Source organism: Ensifer meliloti (assembly GCF_030064585.1).
Taxonomy (GTDB): Bacteria; Pseudomonadota; Alphaproteobacteria; order Rhizobiales; family Rhizobiaceae; genus Sinorhizobium; species Sinorhizobium meliloti.
Genome location: NZ_CP120365.1, coordinates 1,661,122 through 1,687,861, shown reverse-complemented (window position 1 = coordinate 1,687,861; position 26,740 = coordinate 1,661,122). Strand labels below are relative to the sequence as shown.

Genomic DNA, 26,740 nt, shown 5'->3' with positions numbered 1-26,740 from the left:
CCTCCGGGAAATCGCCATAAAGCGTCGCGATACGCGAACGAGTCGCGAAGCAGTGCAAAAGCGGCGGCCGCATGGTTCCAGCCGGAGGCCGTTTTGCGCTATGGCAGGGGCATTCCGATCATGTAAAAGCGGTTCGGTCTGCCCGGAAGGAAGGTTCGATGTCACCCAGGGATTTGAAGGCAGCGTTGAGGAAGGAGCGGCTGGCGCTCCGCGATGCGATGCCGGCGGAAGTGCGGATCGAGGCGAGCCTTGCAATGGCCGATCATGCCGGCGACATTATCGCGCTCGATCCGGGACACGTCGTCTCGGGCTTCTGGCCGATCCGTTCGGAGGCCGACGTCCGGCCGCTGATGGTGCGGCTCAGGGATCGCGGTGCGCGCCTCTGCCTGCCGGTGATCCTGGACAGCAAGGCCATCGTTTTCCGGGAATTGCTCGACGGCATCGCAGTCGTCGAAACCGGTTTCGGCACCACCGGTCCCGGCCCCGATGCGCCGGAAGTCGATCCGGACATCATGCTCGTACCGCTTTCGGCCTTCGATGCCGTGGGCCATCGGATCGGCTACGGCGCCGGCTATTATGATCGGGCGATCGAGCGGCTGCGTCGCAAAGGCCACATGCCGCGCCTGATCGGGATTGCATTCGACTGCCAGGAAGTGGCATCAGTGCCGGCTGAACCGCACGACGTGGCGCTGGACGCCGTATTGACGGAGAGCGGTTTTCGGCATTTCAGAGCGGGATGAGGATATTGTGCGCGGATTCCGCCACATCCTGTTCTAAATTCATGGAACCGACCACGTGCACGATTTGGAGTCGATCCAAATTGCCTTGGTCCAAGCGGGATTGACCGGCATGCGACTTCTGTTTCTGGGGGATATGGTGGGCAAGACGGGCCGCATGGCCGTCTGGGAGCGCCTCCCGGGACTCGTGAGCGATCTCAAGCTCGACTTCGTCATCGTCAATGGCGAGAACGCAGCCGGCGGGTTCGGCATCACCGAAGACATCTTTCTCGAGACGATCAGCGCCGGCGCCGATGTAGTGACCACCGGCAATCACGTCTGGGATCAGAAGGAGGCGGTGGTCTTCTGCGAGCGGCACGATCAGTTCCTGCGGCCGGCAAACTATCCTGCGGGGACGCCGGGTCGCGGTTCCAATCTTTTCTTCGCGCGAAACGGCGCCCGCGTTCTGGTTGCCAATGTCATGGGGCGGGTCTTCATGCATCCCGAGCTCGACGATCCCTTCAAGACGGCAGAGGCGATCCTCGACGCCTGCCCGCTCGGCGAGCAGGCCGATGCAGTCGTCTTCGATTTTCACGCGGAGGCGACGAGCGAGAAGCAATGCTTCGGCCACTTCGTCGACGGGCGTGCCAGCCTGGTGGTCGGCACGCACACCCATGTGCCGACGGCGGACCATCAGATACTCAACGGTGGCACCGGCTATATGAGCGATGCCGGCATGTGCGGCGACTACGACTCGTCCTTGGGGATGGACAAGGAAGAGCCGCTCAACCGCTTCATCTCGAAGATGCCCAAGGGCCGCTTCGAAGCGGCATCCGGCCCGGCGACCATCTGCGGCGTCGGGATCGAGATTTCGGACCGGACGGGGTTGGCGGAGAAGATCGCGCCGATCAGGATCGGCCCGCGTCTGGCCGAGACGATCCCGCAATTCTGGGTTTGAGCGGCAGAGCTTTCTGTTTCTCCACCTGCAATCCTGCCGCGCCCTGCCTCTGCCGAATTGCCTTTTTTCAAGGGTGACAGACCTTTCAAATGGTGGCAGGTTAGCGACCAAATGAGAGCCGCAATCCACGCGGCCGCTATTCGCAAGTTTCCATGCCCAATAGTTGAAGCGGGATGCGGGCGGAGGCGCCCATACTTTCCCTCGTCCCGCCTTAGTGCAACCGAGCCCTATAGCGCCGCACGTCTGTCGGACGCTTAAAGGTCGCTATAGCGCCCCGGTATTGGAATGTCGCCGCGCCAATTGCAGACCCCGGTGCCGGCGATCTGATGTTCAGGTAATTTGGAGAGCGTGCATGTTGCGAAAGTGGCGTCTGCCGGCCATCGCCGGCGTATTCGTCTCCCTTCTCGTTTCGGCACCGGCGGTCGCGCAGGACGCGCAGATGCCGACGGTGACCGTTGCCAAGCCGGTCGTGCGCGACGTCATCGACGCCGACGAATTCATCGGCCGCTTCGAGGCGGTCGACGAGGTTTCGATCCGCGCGCGGGTCGGAGGCTATCTCGATCAGGTCTTCTTCACCGACGGTGCCATGGTGAAGAAGGGCGACAAGCTCTTCGTCATCGACCAGCGCCCGTTCCGCACCGCTCTTTCCCAGGCGGAAGCCTCGCTCGAGGCAGCGCGATCGACGCTCGTCTTCGCGGAGACCACGTTCAAGCGAACGGAATCGCTCGCCGGAACCGGCACGCTCTCCGTGTCCAGGCTCGACGACGACCGCCGGGCGCTGCTCTCGGCACAGGCGAATGTACGCGGCGCCGAGGCGGCGGTCGAGCGGGCCAAGCTCGATCTCGATTACACCACCATCACCGCGCCGCTGAGCGGCCGCGTCGACCGGCGGCTCATCTCCCCGGGCAATCTCGTCCAGGCGGACCAGACGGTACTGACGACGATCGTCTCGCTCGATCCGATCGATTTCTATTTCGATGTCGACGAGCGCCGGCTGCTTTCCTATGCGCGGACGGCGCGGGAACGCGGCAGCGCGCTGCAGGAAGGGGCCGGCTCCATCCCGGTGCTCGTCACGATCGCCGACGCCAACGAGCCGCCTTTCGAAGGCAAGCTCGATTTCGCCGAGAACCGGGTCGACAACGAGACCGGCACGATGCGGGTGCGCGCCCGCTTTGCGAACCCCAAATTCGTCCTGCAGCCCGGCCTGTTCGGGCGTGTGGAAGTCGAAGGCTCGAATACCTATCGAGCGGTTCTCGTCCCTGACGAGGCAATCGCTGCCGACCAGAACGAACGCATCGTCTATGTGGTCGGCGAGGATGGCAGCGTCGCCACCAAACCGGTCCGTCTTGGCCCGAGGCTCCACGGTTACAGGGTCATCCGCAGCGGCTTGACGGGGGACGAGACAGTCGTCGTCAACGGCCTCATGCGCGTCCGGCCGGGGGTGAAGGTCAAGCCCGAACTCGTCGTCCTGCCCCCCGAGGCCGCGCAATCGGCGGAGAATGCCCAATGAGGTTCGCGCATTTCTTTGTCGACAGACCGATCTTCGCATCGGTGCTATCGATCGTTCTGCTGATCGTCGGCAGCATCGCCTATTTTCAGCTTCCGGTGGCGCAGTATCCGGAGATCGCACCGCCAACCATCGTCGTGCGCGCCTCCTATCCGGGCGCGGATGCGGAGACCGTCGCCAATACCGTTGCTACCCCGCTCGAGCAGGAGATCAACGGCGTGGAGAACATGCTCTACATGTCCTCCTATGCCACCGCTGACGGTTCGATGGCGCTGACGATCACCTTCAAGCTCGGGACCGATCTCGATCAGGCACAGGTGCTGGTGCAGAACCGTGTTTCGATCGCCGAGCCCCGGCTTCCCGAGGAAGTCCGGCGCATCGGCGTCACCACGACGAAGAGCTCGCCGGATCTGATGATGGTCGTTCATCTGCTTTCGCCGAACGACCGCTACGACCAGCTTTATGTTTCCAACTACGCCCGCACGCGCATCCGCGACATATTGGTCCGGCTGGACGGAGTCGGCGACGTTCTTCTGTTCGGCGAGCGTGAATATGCGCTGCGCATCTGGCTCGACCCGCAGAAGCTCTCCGCCTACGGCATGACCGCAGGCGATGTCGTTTCCGCGCTGCGCGAGCAGAACGTCCAGGTCTCGGGCGGCTCCATCGGTGGTCCGCCGATGTCGAGCGACAGCGCCTTTCAGTATACGGTGACCACCGACGGCCGCTTCAGCGACGCTCGTCAGTTCCGCTACGTCATCGTCAAAGCGACCGAAGAAGGCAGGCTCGTCCAGTTGCAGGACGTCGCCCGCATCGAGCTCGGTGCGCGCGAATACGTGACCAACAGCTATCTCAACGGCAGCCCCGCCGTCGCGCTCGGCATCTTCTCCCGCCCCGGCAGCAATGCGCTCGCTGCGGCCGATGCGATCCAGGCGACGATGACCGAACTTTCGCGAGATTTTCCCGAAGGGCTCGAATACAGGATCATCTACAATCCGACGGAATTCATCTCGGAATCCATCGACGAGGTCTACAAGACCATTGCGGAAGCCGCGCTTCTCGTCGCCCTGGTCGTGATCGTGTTCCTGCAGTCGTGGCGCACGGCGATCATTCCCATCGTCGCCATCCCCGTTTCGCTCGTCGGCACATTCGCGCTTCTCTATGCCTTCGGTTTTTCGCTGAACATGCTGACGCTTTTCGGTCTGGTCCTCGCGATCGGCATCGTGGTCGACGACGCGATCGTCGTTGTCGAGAACGTCGAGCGCAACCTCGCGCGCGGGATGACGCCGCGCGAGGCGGCGCATGTGACGATGGACGAGGTGGGCGCAGCGGTTATCGCGATCTCGCTCGTCCTGACGGCTGTGTTCGTGCCGACCGCGTTCATTCCCGGTATTGCCGGGCAGTTCTACCTGCAATTCGCGGTGACGATCGCAGTCGCGACGGTGATCTCCGCGGTCAATTCCCTGACGCTCTCGCCGGCGCTTGCCGCAATCCTGTTGCGGCCGCACGAGAACCACGAGCATGAGAGCCGCAATCCCCTGACGCGGCTCGGCCGCGGGTTTGCCAACGGCTTCAACCGCGGCTTCGACCGCATGGCCGATGGCTATGCATGGACGGTGCGCCACCTCGTCAGGACGCGGATCGCGCTGGCCGGGGCGCTCCTCGTCTTCGTCGCCCTGCTCGGAGCCACCTGGTACATGGCGCAGGTCGTGCCCCGCGGCTTCATACCCACGATGGACCAGGGCTATGCCATCGTCGTCATTCAGCTTCCCGACGGCGCCTCTCTCGAGCGCACCGATAAGGTCGTCCGGCGGGCCTCGGAGATGATCCGCGAGGTACCCGGCGTCAAGGATGCGGTCGCCTTTGCCGGTTTCAACGGCGCGACCTTCACCAATGCATCCAATTCCGGCGTGATCTTCACGCCCTTCGACAGCTTCGAGGAACGCCTCGAGCAAAAGCAGAGCGCTGAACAGATCATCGGCCAGATCTTCGGTGCCATGCAAGGCATTCAGGAGGCTTTCATCATCGCCGTTCCGCCACCCTCCGTGCGAGGCATCGGCAATTCGGGCGGCTTCAAGATGCAGATCATGGACCGGCAGAGCGCCGACATGCGCCGCGCGCTCGGGCTCGCCTATCAGATGATGGGAGCGGCCAACCAGACGGAGGGGCTGACCGGCGTCTTCACCACATTCACGGCCTCCAGCCCGCAATTCTTCCTGGCGATCGACCGCGACAAGGCGCGGGCCCTGAACGTCCCGATCCCCAATATCTTCGAGACGCTCTCGATCAATCTGGGGACGTCCTACGTCAACGATTTCAACGCCTTCGGCCGCGTCTATCAGGTCCGCGCCCAGGCCGACCAGCAATTCCGGCTGGAGCGGGAGGACATACTCGCGCTCAAGGTACGCTCCGCCTCGGGCGCGCTCGTGCCGCTCGGAACGCTCGTCGAAATCCGCGATACGAGCGGTCCGGCGCTCGTCCAGCGCTACAACATGTATGTTTCGGTCCCCGTTCAGGGCAATCCCGCGCCGGGCGTCTCGACGGGCAGCGCCCTCGACAAGATGGAAGCGCTTGCAGGTCAGATCCTGCCGCAGGGCACGACCTTCGAATGGACGGAACTCGCTTTGCAGGAGCGCCAGACCGGCAACACTGCGGTCTTCATCTTCGCTCTTTCGGTGGTCTTCGTCTTCCTGGCGCTCTCGGCGCAATATGAAAGCTGGGTGCTGCCGCTGGCCATCATCCTGATCGTGCCGCTTGCCGTCCTCGCGGCACTTCTCGGCGTTTCGATCCGGGGCTTCGACAACAATGTGCTGACCCAGATCGGGCTCATCGTCCTTATCGGTCTTGCCGCCAAGAACGCGATCCTCATCGTGGAATTCGCCCGCCAGGGCGAGGAGGAGGGCAAGACGCCGATCGAGGCGGCGATCGATGCGAGCCGGCTCAGGCTGCGGCCGATCCTAATGACCGCTTTCGCCTTCATTCTCGGCGTCGTGCCACTGGTCATCGCCACGGGGCCCGGCGCCGAAATGCGCCAGTCTCTCGGTACCGCGGTCTTTGCCGGCATGCTCGGGGTCACCTTCCTCGGCCTGTTCCTGACGCCGGTCTTCTACGTGGCCCTGCGCTCCCTGCGCCGCAAGCCCGCACCGGCGGCTGCGCCGGCGCCGGCGCCGGGAGAGTGAGGAGACCAGGTGCATCGGCAATGACGTAATTGTGAGCGGTTGTCCGTCGTTAGACGCTGGACGCGATCATGACCTTGAATGATCCTGCCTGCCGCCCGGCATGAGCGGCAACGCGGGATGCGGGCGGAATGAGAGAGCAAGTTTTTCATCCCCCATATGTGAGAGGTGAAGGATGCTGCTGCGATACCTTGCCTACACCCTGACCGTCATCTGGCTCATCCATGCGCTCTGGCCGACACCGGCTCACGCGCAGCAGGCGAAAGCCCATGTGAGCCAATGCCAGGCGATCGCGGCAGCCACGCCGGCGGCGACGTTCGCCAGCTTCTCGGCCGCCGATGCCACTCCGGTGGCGTCGGCCGACACGAGCGAGGTGACGATCACCTTTCTCGGCCATTCGACCTTCCTGATCGAAACGCCGGGCGGGGTTTCGATCGCCACGGACTACAACGGCTGGTTCCGGACCCCATCGCCGCCTACGGTGGCGACGATGAACAGGGTCCATTCCAGCCACTACACCCTGGCGCCTGATCCGGCGATCGCGCATGTCCTGCATGGCTGGGGCGACAATGGCGAGCCGGCGGATCATGACCTCGTCGTCGGCGACGCCTATATCCGCAATGTGACGACGGATATCCGTTCAGGCTTCGAGGGCATGGAACGGGACGGCAATTCGATCTTCATTTTCGAGATTGCCGGGCTCTGTATCGGCCATCTCGGCCATCTGCACCACGAGCTCGACGAAAGCCATTACCGGCAGATCGGCCGGCTCGACGTGCTCATGGTGCCGGTGGACGGCGGGCTGACGATGGGCGCGGAGAGCATGAGCCGTGTCGTCTCGCGGCTGCGCTCGGCGCTGATCCTGCCGATGCACAGGCCGATGACCAACGACTTTCTGGCGATGTTCGGCGATGACTTCGACAAGCGCTTCGCCACGGAGCCTTCCGTGAAGGTGTCGCTGCGTTCCCTGCCGAGCAGACCGCTCATCTATGTCCTGCAGGGCGTTTGAGGACCGCTGCAGCGCATTTCCCGCCTCCTGAAAACACGACGCGACTGCTGGACTGGACGCGGCAATGAAACTATAAGGCGCCCGATCTCACCAAAATCACGCATGCAGAGGGCGTCATGGCTGGCCATTCACAGTTCAAGAACATCATGCACCGCAAGGGCCGTCAGGATGCGGTGCGCTCCAAAATGTTTTCCAAGCTCGCGCGCGAAATCACCGTCGCAGCAAAAACCGGCCTTCCCGACCCGACGATGAATCCGCGTCTGCGTCTGGCGATCCAGAACGCCAAGGCGCAGTCGATGCCGAAGGACAATATCGAGCGCGCGGTCAAGAAGGCTGCGGGCGGCGATGCCGAGAATTACGAAGAAGTCCGCTACGAGGGCTACGGCCCGGGCGGCGTCGCGGTCATCGTCGAGGCGCTGACGGACAACCGCAACCGCACCGCCTCCAACGTACGATCCACCTTCACCAAGGCGGGCGGTGCGCTCGGCGAAACCGGTTCGGTTTCCTTCTCCTTCGATCGCGTCGGTGAAATCACCTACAAGCTTTCCGCCGGCGACGCCGACAAGGTGATGGAAGCGGCGATCGAAGCGGGTGCCGACGACGTCGAGACCGATGAGGAAGGTCACACCATCACCTGTGGGTTCGAGGATATCGGCGAGGTGTCGAAGGCCCTCGAAGGCGCGCTCGGCGAGGCGGAGACCGTGAAGGCGGTCTGGAAGCCGCAGAATACCGTGCCGGTCGACGAGGAAAAGGCACAGTCGCTGATGAAGCTCATCGACAATCTCGAAGACGACGACGATGTCCAGAACGTCTACTCGAACTTCGAGGTCTCCGACGAGGTCCTGGCGAAGCTTTCGGCCTGAGGAGAGGAAGGGTACCCCCCTCTGGCCTGCCGGCCATCTCCCCCGCAAGGGGGGAGATCGGCAAGCGGCGATGTTCCACTCAATTCAATTAGGCAGCGTGCACGCACTGCATTCACCGTCGGGTAGGACGGGAGAATGCCCGGCAGGGCAAAGCGGGGCGTATCGGGCCGGTTGCGATCAGAGCACTCAACCCGTTCTCCGGATCCCGCCGAACAGCTTCACCGAACGCAATCGCGCTTCCATGTCGAAAATCGGCATCGAGACGATCAACTCGTCCGCCTTGGTGAGATCGAGAAACGCCTCGATCTTTCGGCGGATCGTCTCGGGGCCGCCGACCACGGCGTAGCTCATTGCGTGGTCGACGAAAATCTTCTCGTCCTGGCTCCAGAGGCCGTCCATCGATTTGACCGGCGGCGGGAAGCGCCCGCGCGCATTGCGGCGAAGCGCGACGAAGGATTGCTGCATGGAGGTGAAGAGGTGGTTCGCCTCCTCGTCCGTGTCCGCTGCGACGCCCATGACTCCGACCATGACATGCGGCTTGTCGAGCTGTGGCGACGGGGTGAAGCGCTCGCGGTATATTTCGAGCGCGGAAAGCAGCATGTCCGGCGCGAAATGCGAGGCGAAGGCGAAGGGAAGGCCGAGCATGCCGGCGAGATGGGCACTGAAATGGCTCGAACCGAGCAGCCAGATCGGCACGTTCGAATCCGCGCCCGGAACGGCGATGATCTTCTGGTCTTCGGTCGCCGGGCCGAGAAGCGCCTGCAGTTCCACGACATCGTTGGGGAAATTGTTGGCGCTCGCCTCCATGTTGCGGCGGAGCGCCTGCGCCGTTCTCATGTCCGTGCCGGGCGCGCGGCCGAGGCCGAGATCGATGCGGCCGGGGTAAAGCGCCGCAAGCGTGCCGAATTGCTCGGCGATGACGAGCGGTGAATGGTTGGGCAGCATGATGCCACCTGAGCCGACGCGGATCGTCCGCGTGGCCGAAGCCACATGCGAAATCACGAGAGACGTCGCGGCGCTGGCAATGCCCTTCATGCCATGGTGTTCGGCCAGCCAGAAGCGCTGATAGCCATTCTCCTCCGCCGCGATTGCCAGCCGCTGCGAATTTTCGAGCGACTCTGCGATGCTGCCCCCTTCGGTGATCGGCGACAGGTCGAGAATGGAAAAGGGGATCATGGCGAGGCTTTCAATTAAGAGAAATTGATCTTCCGCAATGTAGGTTCAAGTTTCCTTACGCCAAGGGTGCCCCGGCGCTTTTAGACAGTACGCGACCATTTCTGTGCAATGTTTTTGTTTTGTTCACTTTTTGCTGGCAGCGTCCCGCCGACCGAAATAGGGTGAAGCATGCAGAATACGATTCGCATCATCGGCATCGATCCGGGCTTGAGGCGCACCGGCTGGGGGGTCATCGAAACGCTCGGCAATTCGCTGCGTTTCGTCGCTTCCGGCACCGTCACTTCCGATGGCGAGTTGGATCTTGCCTCCCGCCTCTGCCAGTTGCATGACGGGCTTGCCGAGGTGGTGCACGGCTACCAGCCGCACGAGGCCGCTGTCGAACAGACCTTCGTCAACAAGGATGCGACCGCCACGCTGAAGCTCGGCCAGGCGCGCGGCATCGCCATGCTGGTGCCGGCCCGGGCGGGCTTGAGGGTCGCGGAATATGCGCCGAACGCCGTCAAGAAGGCCGTGATCGGCGTCGGCCACGGCGAAAAGCAGCAGATACACATGATGTTGAAAGTCCTGATGCCCAAGGCCGAGTTCAAAGGCAACGATGCCGCCGACGCGCTCGCCATCGCCATCTGCCACGCCCATAACAGGCAGGCAGTGACGAGCCGCCTTGCGGCGCTTGCGGGGTAGGTCGTGCGAATGAATATGACGGCAAGCGATACGCCCTCTGGCCGGCAGGTCAAAGGGCGTTGGAGGGCAACCGGATGATTGGCAAGCTCAAGGGCACGATAGACGAGATCGGCGAGGACCACGTGGTTCTCGACGTGCATGGGGTCGGGTATGTCGCCCATTGCTCGGCGCGCACGCTCGGAAAGCTCGGAAGCGCCGGAGAGGCGGCCGTGCTCTTCATCGAGACCTATGTGCGCGAGGATCAGCTGAAGCTGTTCGGGTTCCTGAGCGCGTTGGAGCGCGAATGGTTCCGCCTGCTTCAGAGCGTTCAGGGTGTGGGATCCAAGGTGGCGCTGGCGGTGCTCTCCACGCTGACCCCCGGGGAACTCGCCAATGCCATCGCCTTGCAGGACAAGACGTCGATCTCGCGCGCGCCGGGCGTGGGTCCGAAAGTTGCCGTGCGTATCGTCACCGAACTCAAGAACAAGGCTCCGGCCTTCGCCGGCGAGATGGCACCATCGATCGGCCTCAAGCAGGAGCTCGGCGAAGGCGTTGCCGCAGCGCCGGTTGCGGACGCGGTCTCGGCGCTCACCAATCTCGGCTATTCGCGAGACCAGGCGGCCAACGCCGTTGCGGCTGCGCTGAAAAACGGCGGGGAGGGCGGCGACAGCGCCAAGCTGATCCGCCTCGGCTTGAAGGAACTGTCGCGGTGAGGAAGCGGCGAGCCTTCCTGCGGCCACAAAAGCATTGGAGTAGAGGGACGCTGGCCGTTCTCGCTGGATTGATCCGGGCGCCCCAATTATGGTTGAGCGCGGCAGCGGCGGTGACCGGCCTCAACACCGGCACCCCTATGGCCGCGGACAGCCCGAAACGGAAGCAATGACATGAGCGAAGCCGCACGTCTGATCGCGCCGGAAAAGCGAGGCGAAGACCTCGATGCGACCATGCGCCCGCAGACGCTCGACGAGTTCACCGGCCAGGCTGAAGCCCGCGCCAATCTGAAGATCTTCATCGAGGCGGCGCGCAATCGCGGCGAAGCGCTCGACCACGTGCTCTTCGTCGGCCCGCCCGGGCTCGGCAAGACGACGCTGGCGCAGATCATGGCGAAGGAGCTCGGCGTCAATTTTCGCTCGACTTCCGGCCCGGTGATCGCCAAGGCCGGTGACCTTGCGGCGCTGCTCACCAATCTCGAAGAGCGCGACGTGCTCTTCATCGATGAAATCCACCGCCTCAATCCGGCCGTCGAGGAAATCCTCTATCCGGCCATGGAGGATTTCCAGCTCGACCTCATCATCGGCGAGGGGCCGGCGGCCCGTTCGGTGAAGATCGATCTCGCAAAGTTCACCCTCGTGGCGGCGACGACGCGCCTCGGACTGCTGACGACGCCGCTGCGCGATCGCTTCGGCATCCCCGTGCGGCTCAATTTCTATACGGTCGAGGAGTTGGAGCTGATCGTCCGGCGTGGCGCGCGGCTGATGGGTCTCGGCATGACCGACGAAGGCGCGCGCGAGATTGCCCGCCGGGCGCGCGGAACGCCCCGCATCGCCGGCCGCCTCCTGCGCCGGGTGCGCGACTTCGCCGAGGTCGCACGGGCGGAGGCCGTGACGCTAAAGATTGCCGACGAGGCGCTGACCCGGCTGCTCGTCGACAGCATGGGTCTCGACCAGCTCGACCGGCGCTATCTGACGATGATCGCCCAGAATTTCGGCGGCGGGCCGGTGGGGATCGAGACGATCGCCGCCGGGCTTTCCGAGCCGCGCGACGCGATCGAAGACATCATCGAGCCCTATCTGATCCAGCAGGGCTTCATCCAGCGCACGCCGCGTGGCCGCGTGCTCACGGCGAATGCTTGGAAGCATCTCGGCCTCAATCCGCCACGGGATGTCGAGGCAAGCCAATTCCGGCTGACGCTCGAGGACGACTGAAATGATCACCCGGCGGGGCTTCATGAAGGTCCTCGGCGGTGGATTGGTGAGCGCCGTGGCCCTGGGCAGCTACGCCTTCGGCATCGAACCGCTTGCGCGTCTGAGGGTGGCCCGCTACGCCCTGACGCCACCCGGCTGGAGCCCCGGCCTGAAGCTCCGCCTGGTCGCGCTCGCGGATGTTCATGCCTGCGAACCCTGGATGTCTGCGCGCCGCATCGCATCCATATGCGAGCGCGCCAACGACCTCGGCGGCGACGTGACGGTCCTTCTCGGCGACTACGCTTCCGGCATGAATCTCGTGACGCGCTATGTCCATTCGAGCGAGTGGTCGAAGGCGCTTGCCACGCTCAGGGCACCCCTCGGCGTCCATGCGATCATGGGAAATCATGATTGGTGGGAAGACAGGACCGCCCAGAAGAACGGCGGCGGCGATACCTTCGGCCATCGGGCATTGGCCGGCGTCGGCATTCAGGTGTACAGCAATCGCGCGGTCCGCCTTGAGAAGAGCGGCTTCCCCTTCTGGCTCGCAGGGCTCGAGGACCAGCTTGCGCTCCTGCCGGGACGGAAATGGAAACGCGCGTGGATGGGCGGACTCGACGATCTCGACGGCACGCTTGCACAGGTGACGGACGAGGCGCCTGTGACACTGCTCGCGCACGAGCCGGATATTTTTCCGAAGGTGCCCTCGCGGGTGGCATTGACACTATCCGGTCACACGCATGGCGGACAGGTGCGCTTTGCCGGCCACTCGCCCGTCGTGCCATCGCGTTTCGGCGACCGGTACGCCTATGGTCATATTGTCGAGGGAGATCGCAACCTCATCGTCTCGGGCGGCCTTGGCTGCTCCATTGCACCGATCCGTTTTGGCGTGCCGCCGGAAATTGTGGTCGTCGATCTCGGATGACCGGAATTGCCCCTCATCCGGCTGCCGCCACCTTCTCCCCGCATGCGGGGAGAAGGGACTCGCGGTTTCGTCATTGCAACCAATATCGGCCGCGCATTCGCAGGGGGCATGTCCCCTCTCCCCGCTCGCGGGGAGAGGGTTAGGGTGAGGGGCGAAATCTTGGTTCAACGGTCACAGCTTGCACGGCAAGCTCCCGGATCGTCGCAGCCAGTCTTTCCCTTCCGCCCGGCACCCAGCCGAGAGCGCGCAGCTTCTCCGTCGACATCGTCTTGAATTCGGCCGCTTCCGCTGCCGGCGGCAGAGGGTGCGGGCAGCCGCTTGCAGCCTGGAGAAAGGAGAGGATCTCGCGGTTGTCGGTCAGCACGTCGGAGACGTTGAACACCTGACCGGATATTCTCGCCGGTTCGGTTTCTAGCATGAGGCGGACGGCCTGGGCGACATCGTCGCCGTGGACTTCCGTGCCGATGCGCCTTGGCACCGGCCGGCCGGCAATGTAATCGGAAAAGAGATCGCTCCACTTGTGTTTTCGTCCCGAGCCCGCGGGGCCGTAGACACCGGTGACGCGCAGGCTCGTCGTGACGAAACTGTGGTCGGTCATCGATTTCAAGGCGTTCTCGGTGGCGAGCTTTACCTGTCCGTAGAACGTGTCCGGCTCGACAGGTGACGTCTCAGCGACAACCGGCCGCGCCGTCTCGCCATAGACGGCGCGGCTCGACAGGAAAACGCAGCGCCGTACGCCGGCGGCGCGCGCTTCCTCGAAAAGGCGAACGGAGCCGTCGAGATTGGCGCGGCGGAAACTCGTGGGATCGTCACCCTCGCCTCCGCGATATCTGCCCTCGACATGCTCGAAGGCCGCATGGACGAAATAATAGATATCGTCGAAGGCGCCGGCCTGGTCCGCACCCGCGTCGAGACGGAGCGGCACATGGGCCACCCGTTGCGAATAAAAGCCGGCAGGGGGCGGAGAGCGCCCGCCGACCGTGACTTCATAGCCGTTTGCCAGCAGGTGCTCGACGATGAACCGGCCGACGAATCCGGTGCCGCCGGAGACGAGAACACGGGTCATGGGGACACGCGGCCGGCATGCGGCGGATTGGCAAGACCGGCAATATCGGGAATCTGCTCGCCGCTCAGAAAAGCGTGCCAGAGATCGATCAGCGGGCGCAGCGCATCCGCGCGCGGATGATCCTTCTCCCACGGCTTTTCATACTGGTAATGAAGCACCCCGATCGAGCGCCAGTCCCAAAGCTCAGGCAGGTTGAACCACACATATTGCAGCATGTTCATCGTCACCGGCAGGCCATGCCAATCGGGGAAGAAGCTTTGCAGAAAGGTCTGGTCCGTGCGCGGCCAGAAGGCGTCCGGCGCATCAAGGACCGCGAGCATCTTCTCGAAGGTCGCGACTGCCGGCTCGGCGACGAAGACGCCGGAGTTCAGGCGGTGGAAGTCCGCGAGACTCTCATAGACGTTCGGCGCTGCGGCAAATTCCGGATAGAGAAACAGCTTGTCGATGTTGCGCAACACGATCGCGTCGGCATCGATGAAGATGCAGCGTTCGTACTCCACCAGTTGCCACAGCCTTATCTTGCAGAAATTGTCGAGCGGCGAATGGAAATCGGGCTTGCGTCCTTTTGTGAAGGGGGCCTGCTCATGCACGTTGCGGCGCTGATGCCGGGCGTTGAATTCGTCCGAAAGCGGCAGCAGGTCGGTTTGGATCAGGCGGCAGTCGAATTCGGTCAGCGGCTCGAGGGAGGCGGCATCCACCCCGCCGGTATGGAGCACGACGATATCTGCGGGCGTCCGGGTGAGACGGATCGATCTGAGCAGGGCCCGCGCACCGAGCGCGTAGTCGCTGTTGGTGACGAGCGTCACGAAAGCGTGGCGCGCAGTCACCGTGGAGGAGGAACTGAGCCCCTCCGGACTGGCGAAGACGCGGCTCATGAAACGGATTTCAGCCGCTTGCCCTCCGGATCGTGGTTGATCAAGGGGGCGATGTCCTTCGTCCAGGCGGAAACCGCCGGCACGCGCGAGCGATCGACGCGATAGGCGAATTTCTTCGCCACGTCGACGATCTCCGAAAGCAGCCCGTCTTCGAGGCGAACCGGATTGAGGCCGAGCGCGAGGAATTTCTCGTTCCGCACCACGAGTTCGTTCTCGGCCGCTTCCTTGCGCGGATTGGGCAGCCAGGCGATTTTCGCGCCGGTCATGCGTGCGACCATCTCGGCGAGATCGCGGATGCGATGCGTTTCCGTCATCTGGTTGAATATCTCGACGCGGCTGCCGCGCGCCGGCGGGTTCCTGAGCGCGAGTTCGATGCAGCGCACCGAGTCCTGAATATGGATGAAGGCGCGCGTCTGGCCGCCGGTTCCGTGAACCGTCAGCGGATAGTCGATTGCTGCCTGGATCAGGAAACGATTGAGGACGGTTCCGTAATCGCCGTCATAGTCGAAGCGGTTGATGAGCTGCGGATGACGCCGCGTCTGCTCCGTATGCGTGCCCCAGACGATGCCCTGATGCAGATCGGTGATCCTGAGGCGGTCATTCTTCGCATAGAACTGGAAGAGCAGCTGATCCAGGCACTTGGTCATGTGATAGACGGAGCCCGGATTGGAAGGATAGAGGATTTCCTGGTTCACCGTCTCTCCGCCCATGGTCTCGATGCCGACGGGCAGGTAGCCTTCAGGGATCGCCGCCCCGATCGTGGAATAGCCGTAAACGCCCATCGTACCGAGATGCACGAGATGGGCATCGAGTTCGAGTTCGACCAGTGCGTTCAGGAGATTGTGGGTCGCGTTGACGTTGTTGTTGACCGTGTAGTTCTTGTGCCTGTCGCTCTTCATCGAATAGGGGGCGGCCCGCTGCTCAGCGAAGTGGACGACCGCATCGGGCCGATGCTCCGCCAGCCAGTTCTTCAGGAGTTCGTAGTCGCGGGCGAGATCGATCAGATTGAAGTGGATACGCCGGCCGGTTTCCGCGTGCCAGATGCGCGTGCGCTCCTGGATGGAATCCATCGGCGTCAGGGATTGAACGCCGAGTTCCGTGTCGATCCAGCGGCGGGAGAGATTGTCGAGGATGTGAACCTCGTGGCCCGCATCGGACAAATGCAGGGCGGTGGGCCAGCCGACGAAACCGTCACCGCCGAGGACTGCAATCTTCATGCACGATTCTCCTGCTCGGGAAGAGGACAGGGTCCTGATAGGATAGGATTGTGACAAAGCTGCAGTGCTTGCAAATGTCTTTTTGTTCCTGCACAGGAAAACGCAATAAATCCTCCCGGAGAATGCCATGTCACTGATTTCGCTTGCCGGCGAGCTGACCGAGACCGGCCACCGACTGATCCAGCGGGTCTATTACGAGGACACCGATTTTTCCGGCGTCGTCTACCATGCGCGCTATCTGCATTTCATGGAGCGCGCCCGGACCGACTATCTGCGGCTTCTCGGCGTCGAGCAGGCGTCGCTGGCGATCGAAGGCGACGTGGAAGGCCTCGTCTTCGTCGTCCACCGTATGGAAATCGACTTCAAGGCACCGGCGCGCATGGACGACGTCCTGACCATCGAGACCGCGACCGAAAAGGCCGGCGGCGCAAAAATGATCCTGCAGCAGCAGATCAGGCGCGGCGACGCGCTGCTGATCGCGGCCAAGGTAATCATCGCGGTCATCAACGGTCAGGGGCGGCCACGGCGTCTGCCGGAGGCACTGGCAACGAAATTCCTGGCTGCGCAAGCGGCTTCCGCGTGAGCGGCCGGCTCATTCGACCGAGTTCAATATCTTCTTCGTCAGCGACTGACTGATCTTGCCGATCTCCCGCCACGGATCGGTCCCGGCTTCGATCCGCTCGATAATGTCCGGAATCTGAAACCCGTTGGCGGCTTCGAGGCCTTGGAGTTCTTCCCAGCCGACCGGCGTGGCGACCGGTCCGCCGGAGCGCGCGCGGGTGGAATAGGGCGCGATCGCCGTGGCGCCGCGATCGTTTCTCAGCCAGTCTATGAAAATCTTTCCCTTGCGCTTCGCCTTCGACATGGTGGCGACGAAATTATCCGGATCGCGCTCGGCGATAGATCGCGCGAGCGCTTTCGCGAAGCCTTTGGCCTCCTCCCATTCGGCATGGGGGCGGAGCGGAACGATGACGTGGACGCCCTTGCCGCCGGTCACCATGGGCACTGTTTTCAGGCCGATCTCGGCGAGTTCGTCGCGGAGCCTGACGGCTGCCGCCTTGACTGTCTCGAAGTCGACGCTCGGATCGGGGTCGAGATCGAAGACCAGACGGTCGGGTTTCTCCAGCCGGTCGATGCTTGAACCCCAGATGTGAAACTCGAGCGTCCCCATCTGCACGGCGGCGACGAGGCCCTTGGCATCGTGGATGTACATATAGTTCTCGGTGTCGCCCGATGACTCGGTAATCGGCACTTCCCGGATCGCCTCGGGAAAGCCGTCGCTTGCGTGTTTCTGGAAGAAACAGTGCCGCTCGCCGCCCTGCGGGCAGCGCACCAGCGAAACGGGGTGATCGGCGGCAAAGGGGAGCATCCTCTCGGCGACAACGGCATAATAGCGGGCGAGATCGATCTTGGTGATGCCCTGGCCTTCAAAGAGCACCCGGTCCGGATGGGAGATGCGGATGCCGAGGACATCGGCGTCTCCCTGCACAGGCGGCGTCTTGCGCGTCCTGGCGGAGGATTTGCTCTTGGCGGTCTCCGGCTCCGCTTCTGCCGGCTTCGGTGTCTCCAGTTTCACGGCCCTGGCCTCCTTGTCCTCGCGCAATCCCTCGAATGAACCGTGACGGACATGTCCGTCGGCCGTGAATTCGGCGAAATCCACCTCCGCCACCAGGTCCGGCTCAAGCCATACCGAATTTCGCATTCTCTCTCGCGGCACGCTGTCGAAGGGCGACGTATCGCGCTTGCGCTTTGCGAAGGCCGCGGCGAGGTCCTCCATTGTCTTTCCGCTGAAACCGGTGCCGACGCCGCCACGGTAGATCAGCTTCCCGCCTTCGAAGGTCCCGACGAGCAGCGAGGCGAAGGCACGCCCCTTCTTCGAAGACGGGGTATAGCCACCGATCACGAACTCCTGGCGCTTCGTGCATTTCACCTTGAGCCAGCTTCGGCTGCGCCCGCTGCGATAGGGGGCATCGGCCTCCTTGGCGATTATACCCTCCTGGCCGGCCTTGCATATCGCGGAAAGCACGTGCTCGCCATTGCCGCGGACATGCTCGCTGAATTGTACGGTAGAGGTGGCGCCGAGCGTTTGGAGCAGCGCTTCGAGCCGTTCCTTGCGTTCCACGAGCGGCTTCCGGCTCAGATCCTTGCCGTCGAGCTCGATGAGATCGAAAGCGTAAAGCCGTGTGCTGGCCCCCGTTCTAAGCGCCTTCTGCAGGGCCGAGAAGGTCGATCCGCCTTCCGAAAGCGCCACCACTTCGCCATCGATCAGAGCGGACTGGCAGTCGAGTTCGGCAAGGGCGGCGGCAATTGCCGGGAACTTCTCGGTCCAGTCGAGGCCGTTGCGCGTGTAGCAGCGCACGGTGCCGGCACCGACGGCGCAGACAAGACGGTAGCCGTCGAACTTGGCTTCGTTCAGCCATGCGTCGCCGGCGGGCACCTTGGTCACCAGAGTCGCCAGCTGCGGTGCCTTGAAGGCGGGCAGCTTGCCGGAGGCTTTTCGCGTCGCGCGCGTGCCTGCATTGCCGTTTTCGGCGATCGCGCCGGCCTTGAGATTGGCCGAGATGCTTTTGTTGGAATGCCAGACCCGCGCCCGCTTCTCGCCCCTGCCTTCGGCGATCTCCTCCATCGTCCGGCCGGTAACGATGCTGGTGATGTTCTCGTTGATCAGGCTCTCGCCGTCATCGGAGGTGACATCGTCCGTTTCCTTGACGAGCAGCCAGTTCTCGCGCTTTTCGCCTTCGCGTGGCCGCATGCGCACCAAGGCCCAGCCGCCCTTCATTCGGCTGCCATGCAGCTTGAAGGAGAGCTTGCCCTTCTTCAGGGCTTCTGACGGGTCATCCTCCGGCTCCCACCAGCCGGTATCCCAGAGCATCACGGTACCGCCGCCATACTCTCCCTTCGGTATCGTTCCTTCGAAGTCGCCATAGGCAAGCGGGTGGTCTTCGGTACGCACGGCCAGGCGCTTGTCTTCGGGGTTGAGGCTCGGGCCGCGTGTGACCGCCCAGCTCTTCAGCACGCCCTCCCATTCCAGGCGGAAGTCGTAGTGCAGGCGGGTCGCAGCGTGCTTCTGAACCAGGAACCGCATCCTGTTGTCCCCGCTGCGCCGAGCGACCGCTCCCTTGGGTTCGCTCGTCCGCGTGAAATCGCGGCGCCGGTTATATTCGGAAAGCGGTTCATTGCGAGCGGCCATGGATCGTCAGCCCGATTTCGGCTGGAAGGCTATATGTTTCGGGGACCAGGGGCTCATGGCACCGAAACGTGCGACCTGCTGCGAAGTTCCGTATCGCGCAAGCTCACTCGAACTGCGCGCGCGGTAATACTCCCTTAACCATAATGGTGTCTTAATCCGTGTATCAGGATTTGTGCAGTGCACGTCATCCTTTGACCAAAATTGACGGCAAGAAGGCAGGCTGAAGCGAGTAGATCGCAATGCCGCGATCGGTGGCAATACCGGGGCATTCCTGCTGCAGGACATTTGGGCGACCCGGTCACGAGCATGAGTTGCTCTGCCGGGTGTTTGGATTCGGGGACTGAAATCGATGGAACAGGTTGGATTGGCCGCGACGAGCGACGTGACCCTCTGGTCGCTCTTCATGCAAGCGGGCTTGGTCGTGAAGCTGGTCATGCTGGGGCTCATCGCCGCCTCGGTCTGGACCTGGGCTATCGTCGTCGACAAGAGCCTGAATTACGGGCGTGTCCGCCGGCAGCTCGATAATTTCGAGCAGGTATTCTGGTCGGGTCAGTCGCTGGAGGAGCTCTATCGGACCCTCTCGGACAGGCAGACAAGCGGAATGGGCGCGATCTTCGTTTCGGCCATGCGCGAATGGAAGAAAAGCTTCGAGCGCGGCGCGCGCGCGCCGATCGGCCTGCAGATGCGGATCGACCGCGCGATGGACGTGACGCTCGCCCGTGAATCCGAAGCGCTTGAGGCAAGGCTCGGCTCGCTGGCGACGATCGGCTCGGCTGCCCCCTTCATCGGCCTTTTCGGCACCGTCGTCGGTATCATGACCTCGTTCCAGGCCATCGCCGGTTCCAAGTCCACCAACCTCGCCGTCGTTGCTCCCGGTATCGCCGAAGCGCTGCTTGCGACCGCCATCGGTCTGCTCGCCGCCATTCCTGCCGTTATCGCCTACAACAAGTTCACCGCCGATGCCGGCAAGCTGACGGCACGCATGGAAGCCTTTGCCGACGAGTTCTCCGCCATCCTGTCGCGACAGATCGACGAGAAGCTGCAGCCTTCTCGCCAAGCCGCGCAATAACGACCTCAAAGCACGGAGACCACGCTGATGGGTATGGCAGTTGGCGGAGCCAAGGGGTCGGGCGGCGGGCGCCGCCGCCGCGGCGGCAGAAGAAGCGCGATCAGCGAGATCAACGTCACGCCGCTCGTCGACGTCATGCTGGTTCTCCTCATCATCTTCATGGTGGCTGCGCCGATGATGACGGTCGGCGTGCCGATCGATCTGCCGGAAACGCAGGCGAAGGCCATGAACGCCGATACGCAGCCGATCACCGTCTCGGTCAACCCGGCGGGCGAGATCTTCCTGCAGGAGACGCCGATAGCGATCGACGAGGTCGTCCCGAAGCTCGAGGCGATCGCCACGACCGGCTACAATGAGCGCATCTACGTGCGCGGCGACACCAATGCCGACTACGGCACCGTGATGAAGGTGATGGCACGCATCTCCGCGGCAGGCTTCAAGAACATGGGTCTCGTAACGCTTCAAGAACAAGAGAAGTGATCGTCCGAATGAAGGGCAGTATCGCTACATCTGCTGTCCTCCACGCCCTGGTCCTGACCTGGGCGCTGGTGTCGCTTGGCAGCCCGGCCGATTTCGAGGTCGCGGATGTCGAGGCGCTGCCGGTCGACATCGTGCCGGTCGAGTCGATCACGCAGATCCAGCAGGGCGACAAGAAGGCTCCGGCCAAGGAAAAGGCATCGCCCGTTCCGACCAAGAAGCCGACGCCCGTCGAGAACGCCGAGAATGTCGGCGAGAACGACGTCGACCTGAAGACGCCGCCCACGCCCAATGTCAAGCCGGTCGAGAACGAGTCGGCCGCAGCGCCGCAGAAGACCGAAAAGGCCCCGCCGACGCCGGATCCCGTGAAGGAAGAGATCGAAAAGGTCGAAGAGACCAAGCCGGCCGCCGAGCCCGCCACGGAAGTGGCGGCACTCCCCGAGCCCAAGCAGGAAGTAAAGCCGGATACGAAGCCGGAACCGGCACCGGCGGAAGAGCAGCCCGCGGAAAATCCCGAGGCCGAGGCTCTGCCGGACAGGGTGCCGACGCCGCAGGTGAAGCCCAAGGTCGAAAAGCCCGCGCAGACGGCCAAGACGCCAGAGCGCAAGAAGGAAGAGGTCAAGAAGGAGCAGAAGAAGGCGTCCTCCCAGAAGGAGAGCGACTTCAATGCCGACGAGATCGCGGCGCTGCTCAACAAGCAGGAATCCTCCGGCGGCGGCGCCAAGCGCTCGACCGAGGAGGCGGCCCTCGGCGGCAAGAAGACGACGAGCGGCAACACGCTTTCGCAGAGTGAAATGGACGCGCTTCGCGGCCAGATCCAGAACAACTGGTCGATCATTCCCGGAATGGCCGACGCGGCGGATGTCCGCATCAAGGTGACGATGCGGCTCGACCCGAACGGCGACCTGATCGGCGAACCGGAAGTGGAAGCCAGCGGCGGCTCGGATGCGGCGCGGCGGGCACTCATGGGTGGTGCACGCCGGGCCATCCTGAAGTCCGTTCCCTTCAAGGGGCTGCCGGCCGACAAATACGATTCGTGGAGCGAGGTCGTCGTCAACTTCGACCCGAGCTCGATGCTCTAGACAGGTTGGGCCGGTTGTGGGCGGAATATTGCGCCTCATCCTGCTCGGAACACGAAAGGCTGAAAGGCTTTATGGAAATGCTGAGACGCAATTTTTTCCGCCTCCTGATGGTGCTGGTCGCCGGCTGCGGGCTCATTGCCTCGCCGGCAAATGCGCTCGTCGAGATCAACATCAACAAGGGTAACGTCGAGCCGCTGCCGATCGCGATCACGGACTTCCTGCAGGGCGAACTCGCCCAGAAGATCTCCGGCGTGATTGCCGCCGACCTGAAGCGCTCCGGGCTTTTCGCGCCGATCGACAAGGGCGCCTTCATCGAGAAGATCTCCAATCCCGATGCCACACCGCGTTTCGAGGACTGGAAAGTGATCAACGCGCAGGCGCTCGTCATCGGCCGCGTCACGCAGGAAGGCGACGGCAGGCTGAAGGCGGAGTTCCGCCTTTGGGATACCTTTGCCGGCCAGCAGATGCTCGGTCAGCAGTTCTACACCCAGCCGGAGAACTGGCGCCGGGTCGCCCACATCATTGCCGACGCGATCTATGAGAGGATCACCGGCGAGAAGGGGTATTTCGACACGCGCATCGTCTACGTCGCCGAAAGCGGGCCGAAGAATGCGCGCAAGCGCCAACTCGCCATCATGGACCAGGACGGGGCCAATTCCCGGGCGCTCACCAATTCCAACGACATCGTGCTGACGCCGCGCTTCTCGCCGAACCGTCAGGAAATCACCTATATGTCGTTCGAGAACCAGCAGCCGCGCGTTTATCTGCTTCAGCTTGAAACGGGGCAGCGCGAGGTGGTCGGCAATTTCCCGGGCATGACCTTCGCCCCGCGTTTCTCGCCGGATGGCCAGCGGGTGATCATGAGCCTGCAGCAGGAAGGCAACGCCAACATCTATACGATGGATCTGCGCTCGCGCACGACGACGCGGCTCACCAACACCGCGGCGATCGACACCTCTCCCTCCTATTCGCCGGACGGCAGCCGGATCGTCTTCGAAAGCGACCGCGGCGGCAAGCAGCAGCTCTACGTCATGGGCGCCGACGGCTCCGGCCAGACGCGCATTTCCTTCGGCGACGGTTCCTATTCGACGCCCGTCTGGTCTCCGCGCGGCGACCTCATCGCCTTCACCAAGCAGTCGGGCGGGAAGTTCTCGATCGGCGTCATGAAGCCGGACGGGTCGGGCGAGCGCATTCTCACCACCGGCTTTCACAATGAAGGCCCCACCTGGGCGCCGAACGGCCGTGTCCTGATGTTTTTCCGTCAGAACGCCGGTGCGGGCGGCCCGCAGCTCTATTCGATCGATCTGACGGGCTATAACGAGCAGCTTGTCCAGACGCAGGGCTTCGCCTCGGATCCGGCATGGTCGCCGCTGATGGAATAGGGCATCCGCCGCGAGCCCAATCGAGAGAAATGATGAGATTCAAAGATTTCGGGCCAATACGGCCCGAAATTCTTCGTGATCGCGCGTCCACAGTTATGGCAGGGAATGAGGCGAATGTGCCGCTTTCTCGCCGCAAAGTGCTGGTGTAGCAGGCGCCCCGACGCACATTGTCGATTTGTTAACCATATCCGTTGAAAAGCAATTAACCGCTTCCGGTTACAGTCTGGCAACCGTGAATTTGACACTTCTCAAGGAGACCCGGCCCATGAGCCGAATTGACACCCCGGCAGCAAGCCGCATGCAGACCATCGCCCGCAATCCGGTCATGATCGCGCTCGTCATGACGCTTGCCCTTGCTGGCTGCGCTTCGAAGAAGAACCTGCCGAACGATGCTGCCGGCCTCGGTCTCGGCGCAGGCGCGGCGACCCCGGGCTCGCAGCAGGACTTCACCGTCAACGTCGGCGACCGCATCTTCTTCGATACGGATTCGACGTCGATCCGTGCCGACGCGCAGGCGACGCTCGACCGCCAGGCCCAGTGGCTGGCAAAATATCCGAACTACGGAATCACCATCGAAGGCCATGCCGACGAGCGCGGCACCCGCGAATACAACCTGGCGCTCGGCGCCCGCCGTGCTGCCGCGACCCGCGACTATCTCGTCAGCCGCGGCGTCCCCGGAAACCGCATGCGCACGATCTCCTACGGCAAGGAAAAGCCGGTCGCCGTCTGCGACGACATCTCCTGCTGGTCGCAGAACCGCCGCGCCGTTACCGTGCTCGGTGGCGCCGGCAGCTGATTATTCGGCATAGAAGGTGAATTCGAGGGGCGGTCTACGGGCCGCCCTTTCTTTTTTACCACACTTTGGCCGAACTCCGTTGCTTTTTCACGGGAGTTGGAAAACTGTGCGGCACCCCGCCTCGGAATCGGCAAATGTACTGCGCAACGCGATCCAGGGCGGGATAATCGGTTACGAACAGGACAAATGAAATGAAGAAATTTGTCGTGGCAGGACTGCTTGGCCTCGTGACCCTTGCGGGTCTCGGCTCTACAGCAGATGCCATGCCGCTTTCCGGGCTCTTTGCCCGCACGACGCAGACCGATGCCGGCAGCAAGGGCGACCTTCCGGTAATGAAGGTGCAATCACCCGATATTGCGCGGGTCGGTCAACTCGAGGAACAGATCCGCTCCCTCAATGGGCGTATCGAGGAAATGAGCTTCCAGCTCCTGCAGATGCAGGAGCAGATCCGGAAGTTCCAGGAGGACAACGAGTTCCGCTTCCAGGATCTGGAAAACGGCAGGTCCTCCTCCAAGAAGAGCGGCGCGCTTGAAACGCCGAAATCGAATGATCAGGCGTCCGTCACCCCCGGGGTGACGGATAGCCGGCCGTCGGGCGCTCCGGCTGCCGGCGGCGCCGATATGGCGGGTGTCGATCCCAACGCGCCGGGCGCCGCGCCCGCGCCGGCGACGCTGGGGCAGATCATTTTCGATGAGAACGGCAACCCCGTCTCGGCAACGGCGGGCGTAGAGCCGGGGGCCAACGCCACTCTGCCCGGCGTCGATACAGGGCTTGCGACCCAGGGCGGTGGCCTCAACGACAATCCGGGAAGCGTGCCGGACAGCGGACAGGCGACCGCGTCTCTCAGCGATCCGGGCGATCTCTACCAAGCAGGCTACAGCCACGTGCTTTCCGGCGATTACAGCATCGCAGAGCAGGAATTCCGCGATTACCTCGATGCCTTTCCAAGCGGCGACAAGGCGGCGGATGCGAGCTTCTGGATGGGCGAGGCACAGTATTCGCAAGGCAAGTACAGTGACGCGGCCAAGACCTTCCTCAACGCGCATCAGAGCCACGGCAAGTCACCGAAGGCTCCGGAAATGCTCTTGAAGCTCGGCATGTCCCTCGGCGCCCTCGACAACAAGGAGACCGCCTGCGCCACGCTGCGCGAGGTCAACAAGCGCTATCCGAAAGCATCACCCGCCGTGAAGGCGAAGGTGGCGAGCGAGCAGAGCCGTTTCGGCTGCTGAGGCGGGCCCAGATGCCCCATGCCGTCCTCGATACGGCCCGAAATTTTCTCCGATCCTTTATCACGCCCCGCAGGATCCTGGTTGCCGTCTCCGGTGGCAGCGACTCGATGGGGCTGCTTGTAGCCCTGCATTCGGCGATCGCCGCAGATGAGCGACGCGGATTTTCCCTTGCCGCCTGCACTGTCGACCATGCGCTGAGGCCGCAGTCGGCTCGCGAAGCCGAAGATGTGGCGGCCTTTTGTGCTGCGCTCGGCATTGCCCACCGTATCTGCCGCTGGGAGGGCGCGAAGCCGTCGACCGGCATCCAGGCGGCGGCTCGAAACAAGCGCTACGAATTGCTGGCCGAGGCCGCCGATGCGCTCGGCGCCGATTGCATCGCGACCGGCCATACCCGCGACGACCAGCAGGAGACCGTCGCCATGCGCATTGCCCGCGGCAAGGGTGATGGTGCCGGAGACGGGCAGGGCGAGGGGCATGGCGGCGCCGGCATGGCCGCGTCCATGTTATACGGACGGCGGATCTGGGTGTTGCGGCCGTTTCTCGGCTTGGCGCGCGCCGAGATCCGCAGCTTTCTCCAGGCACGCGGCGTCTCCTGGTTCGACGATCCGAGCAATGCCAACCCCGCCTTCGAGCGGGTCCGGGTGCGTGCCCAGATCGCGACATCCGGAGGGATGCCGACGCCCTTGGGCAACGGGCCCCAGCGCGCCGCCTCTTCCGCCAGAGCCGCCGCCCTGATCGAGAAGCGTATCCGCGTTCACGAGGCGCTCGTCGCGGAGGTCTCGGCGCGGCATGCCGGGGAGATCGACGATCCGGACTGGCGCCGTGCGCTCCTGACGGTCGCGTCGGTTCTCGGCGGGCGCGAGCACATGCCCGCTCTCGCCACGGTGCAGCGGCTTTCGCAGTTCCTGCGATCGGGTGAGCCTGGCCGCATGACGGCGGGACGGGTCGTCTTCGACCGGCGAGCAAGCGGTCTCTATCTCTATCGAGAGGCGCGCAACCTGCCGGTGCTCGCCGTTGGACCGGGCCGGCAGGGCACTTGGGATGGGCGGTTCACGGTAAAGAGCTGCGGGCCGGCGGTTACGGTCGCCGCGGACGCTTCGGGGAGGTTGTGGACCCAGAGGCTTATTGACGCAGGGCTGCCGGCGGGGATTGCCAAGCGCGGATCCACGGTGGCACCAGAAATCGCGTCGACGGACGGCGCGGGGCTCGCCTTCGGCGAGGCTTCGGCGCAAGTCGAGTACCACATCGGGCTTTACGACACCTTTTTGCCGGGTTTCGACAGGATCATGGCGGATGCGGTCGCCGTGTCGTTTGGGCGTGATCGATACCCCGCGTCGCCGGTGCACGATGTTTTGATAGAAATGGAAACGTAACCGGCGGTTTTCCTTGGCAAGGTCACCCCGGACACCTATGTTAGGGACAAGAATACAGTCCGGCAAATGCGCGGGCTGCGACAGGTTCCGGGG

Annotated in this window: 23 protein-coding genes; 18 read left to right on the top strand and 5 right to left on the bottom strand. The window is 63.4% G+C overall.

Translation table 11 applies throughout. From position 1 onward, the window contains the following. Positions 1–158: 158 nt before the first annotated feature. From PZL22_RS15285 to PZL22_RS15260, 6 genes are all read left to right on the top strand, one after another. Entirely contained in the window at positions 159–740 is a 582-nt protein-coding gene (locus tag PZL22_RS15285) for a 5-formyltetrahydrofolate cyclo-ligase (protein WP_027993298.1), read from the top strand. A 109-nt stretch (positions 741–849) separates the two neighbouring features. Then, a complete protein-coding gene (locus PZL22_RS15280) occupies positions 850–1,674 on the top strand; it encodes a TIGR00282 family metallophosphoesterase (RefSeq protein ID WP_003535977.1) in 825 nt (274 codons plus the stop codon). 352 nt (positions 1,675–2,026) lie between these two features. Next, entirely contained in the window at positions 2,027–3,184 is a 1,158-nt protein-coding gene (locus tag PZL22_RS15275; protein WP_003535976.1) for an efflux RND transporter periplasmic adaptor subunit, read from the top strand. Further along, a complete protein-coding gene (locus tag PZL22_RS15270) occupies positions 3,181–6,357 on the top strand; it encodes an efflux RND transporter permease subunit (RefSeq protein ID WP_003535974.1) in 3,177 nt (1,058 codons plus the stop codon). Before PZL22_RS15275 ends, PZL22_RS15270 begins: the two co-directional genes overlap by 4 nt. A 172-nt stretch (positions 6,358–6,529) precedes the next feature. Beyond that, the gene (locus PZL22_RS15265) at positions 6,530–7,363 is read left to right on the top strand and encodes an MBL fold metallo-hydrolase (protein WP_284718705.1); all 834 of its coding nucleotides are present in this window, start codon (positions 6,530–6,532) and stop codon (positions 7,361–7,363) included. Between the two features lie 116 nt (positions 7,364–7,479). Beyond that, a complete protein-coding gene (locus PZL22_RS15260) occupies positions 7,480–8,226 on the top strand; it encodes a YebC/PmpR family DNA-binding transcriptional regulator (protein WP_010970171.1) in 747 nt (248 codons plus the stop codon). Between the two features lie 186 nt (positions 8,227–8,412). Here the strand turns inward: PZL22_RS15260 and PZL22_RS15255 are convergent, their stop codons facing one another. Next, positions 8,413–9,402, bottom strand: a complete 990-nt coding sequence (locus PZL22_RS15255) for an LLM class flavin-dependent oxidoreductase (protein WP_003535967.1) — start codon at positions 9,400–9,402, stop codon at positions 8,413–8,415. Positions 9,403–9,570: 168 nt separating this feature from the next. Between PZL22_RS15255 and ruvC the strand changes: the two genes are divergently transcribed. The 4 genes from ruvC (at position 9,571) to PZL22_RS15235 (ending at position 12,891) form a co-directional block, all read left to right on the top strand. After that, positions 9,571–10,083, top strand: a complete 513-nt coding sequence (ruvC, locus tag PZL22_RS15250; RefSeq protein WP_003535966.1) for a crossover junction endodeoxyribonuclease RuvC — start codon at positions 9,571–9,573, stop codon at positions 10,081–10,083. A gap of 74 nt (positions 10,084–10,157) precedes the next feature. Next, a complete protein-coding gene (gene ruvA, locus PZL22_RS15245) occupies positions 10,158–10,775 on the top strand; it encodes a Holliday junction branch migration protein RuvA (RefSeq protein ID WP_003535964.1) in 618 nt (205 codons plus the stop codon). 171 nt (positions 10,776–10,946) lie between these two features. Further along, entirely contained in the window at positions 10,947–11,987 is a 1,041-nt protein-coding gene (gene ruvB / locus PZL22_RS15240; protein ID WP_003535962.1) for a Holliday junction branch migration DNA helicase RuvB, read from the top strand. 1 nt (position 11,988) lies between these two features. Then, positions 11,989–12,891, top strand: coding sequence for a metallophosphoesterase (locus PZL22_RS15235; RefSeq protein WP_003535960.1), 903 nt, complete (start codon positions 11,989–11,991; stop codon positions 12,889–12,891). A gap of 139 nt (positions 12,892–13,030) precedes the next feature. On the opposite strand, the gene PZL22_RS15230 is transcribed toward PZL22_RS15235, so the two are convergent. Genes PZL22_RS15230 through PZL22_RS15220 form a run of 3 tightly spaced genes read right to left on the bottom strand, consistent with a single transcriptional unit; the run spans position 13,031 to position 16,049 of the window. Beyond that, entirely contained in the window at positions 13,031–13,957 is a 927-nt protein-coding gene (locus PZL22_RS15230; RefSeq protein ID WP_003527608.1) for an NAD-dependent epimerase/dehydratase family protein, read from the bottom strand. Continuing rightward, positions 13,954–14,832: a glycosyltransferase gene (locus PZL22_RS15225; protein ID WP_003527606.1), complete on the bottom strand. Its 879-nt coding sequence runs from the start codon at positions 14,830–14,832 to the stop codon at positions 13,954–13,956. Before PZL22_RS15225 ends, PZL22_RS15230 begins: the two co-directional genes overlap by 4 nt. Then, positions 14,829–16,049, bottom strand: a complete 1,221-nt coding sequence (locus tag PZL22_RS15220; RefSeq protein ID WP_003527600.1) for an NAD-dependent epimerase/dehydratase family protein — start codon at positions 16,047–16,049, stop codon at positions 14,829–14,831. Before PZL22_RS15220 ends, PZL22_RS15225 begins: the two co-directional genes overlap by 4 nt. 127 nt (positions 16,050–16,176) lie before the next feature. Here PZL22_RS15220 and ybgC point away from each other — a divergent pair, with 127 nt between their 5' ends. Further along, positions 16,177–16,632 carry a tol-pal system-associated acyl-CoA thioesterase gene (gene ybgC, locus PZL22_RS15215; RefSeq protein WP_003527598.1) on the top strand — a complete coding sequence of 152 codons (456 nt, stop codon included), beginning with the start codon at positions 16,177–16,179 and terminating at the stop codon, positions 16,630–16,632. Positions 16,633–16,641: 9 nt separating this feature from the next. Here ybgC and ligD read toward each other — a convergent pair whose 3' ends face one another. Next, positions 16,642–19,239 (bottom strand): DNA ligase D, encoded by a 2,598-nt coding sequence (gene ligD / locus PZL22_RS15210; protein ID WP_284718704.1) that lies wholly within the window; start codon positions 19,237–19,239, stop codon positions 16,642–16,644. A gap of 349 nt (positions 19,240–19,588) precedes the next feature. Here ligD and tolQ point away from each other — a divergent pair, with 349 nt between their 5' ends. From tolQ to tilS, 7 genes are all read left to right on the top strand, one after another. After that, complete coding sequence (gene tolQ, locus PZL22_RS15205; protein ID WP_003527594.1) at positions 19,589–20,308, top strand: protein TolQ; 720 nt, start codon at positions 19,589–19,591, stop codon at positions 20,306–20,308. A gap of 27 nt (positions 20,309–20,335) precedes the next feature. After that, on the top strand, positions 20,336–20,788 hold the full coding sequence (gene tolR, locus PZL22_RS15200) for a protein TolR (RefSeq protein WP_284718703.1): 453 nt from the start codon (positions 20,336–20,338) through the stop codon (positions 20,786–20,788). A gap of 8 nt (positions 20,789–20,796) precedes the next feature. Further along, positions 20,797–21,867: a cell envelope integrity protein TolA gene (locus PZL22_RS15195; RefSeq protein ID WP_003527590.1), complete on the top strand. Its 1,071-nt coding sequence runs from the start codon at positions 20,797–20,799 to the stop codon at positions 21,865–21,867. A gap of 71 nt (positions 21,868–21,938) precedes the next feature. Continuing rightward, positions 21,939–23,249, top strand: a complete 1,311-nt coding sequence (gene tolB / locus PZL22_RS15190; protein ID WP_010970163.1) for a Tol-Pal system beta propeller repeat protein TolB — start codon at positions 21,939–21,941, stop codon at positions 23,247–23,249. A gap of 265 nt (positions 23,250–23,514) precedes the next feature. Continuing rightward, on the top strand, positions 23,515–24,045 hold the full coding sequence (gene pal, locus PZL22_RS15185) for a peptidoglycan-associated lipoprotein Pal (protein ID WP_003527588.1): 531 nt from the start codon (positions 23,515–23,517) through the stop codon (positions 24,043–24,045). Positions 24,046–24,236: 191 nt separating this feature from the next. Next, positions 24,237–25,274, top strand: a complete 1,038-nt coding sequence (gene ybgF, locus PZL22_RS15180) for a tol-pal system protein YbgF (RefSeq protein WP_003527587.1) — start codon at positions 24,237–24,239, stop codon at positions 25,272–25,274. Positions 25,275–25,285: 11 nt separating this feature from the next. Further along, complete coding sequence (tilS, locus tag PZL22_RS15175) at positions 25,286–26,647, top strand: tRNA lysidine(34) synthetase TilS (protein WP_003527586.1); 1,362 nt, start codon at positions 25,286–25,288, stop codon at positions 26,645–26,647. Positions 26,648–26,740: the final 93 nt, after the last annotated feature.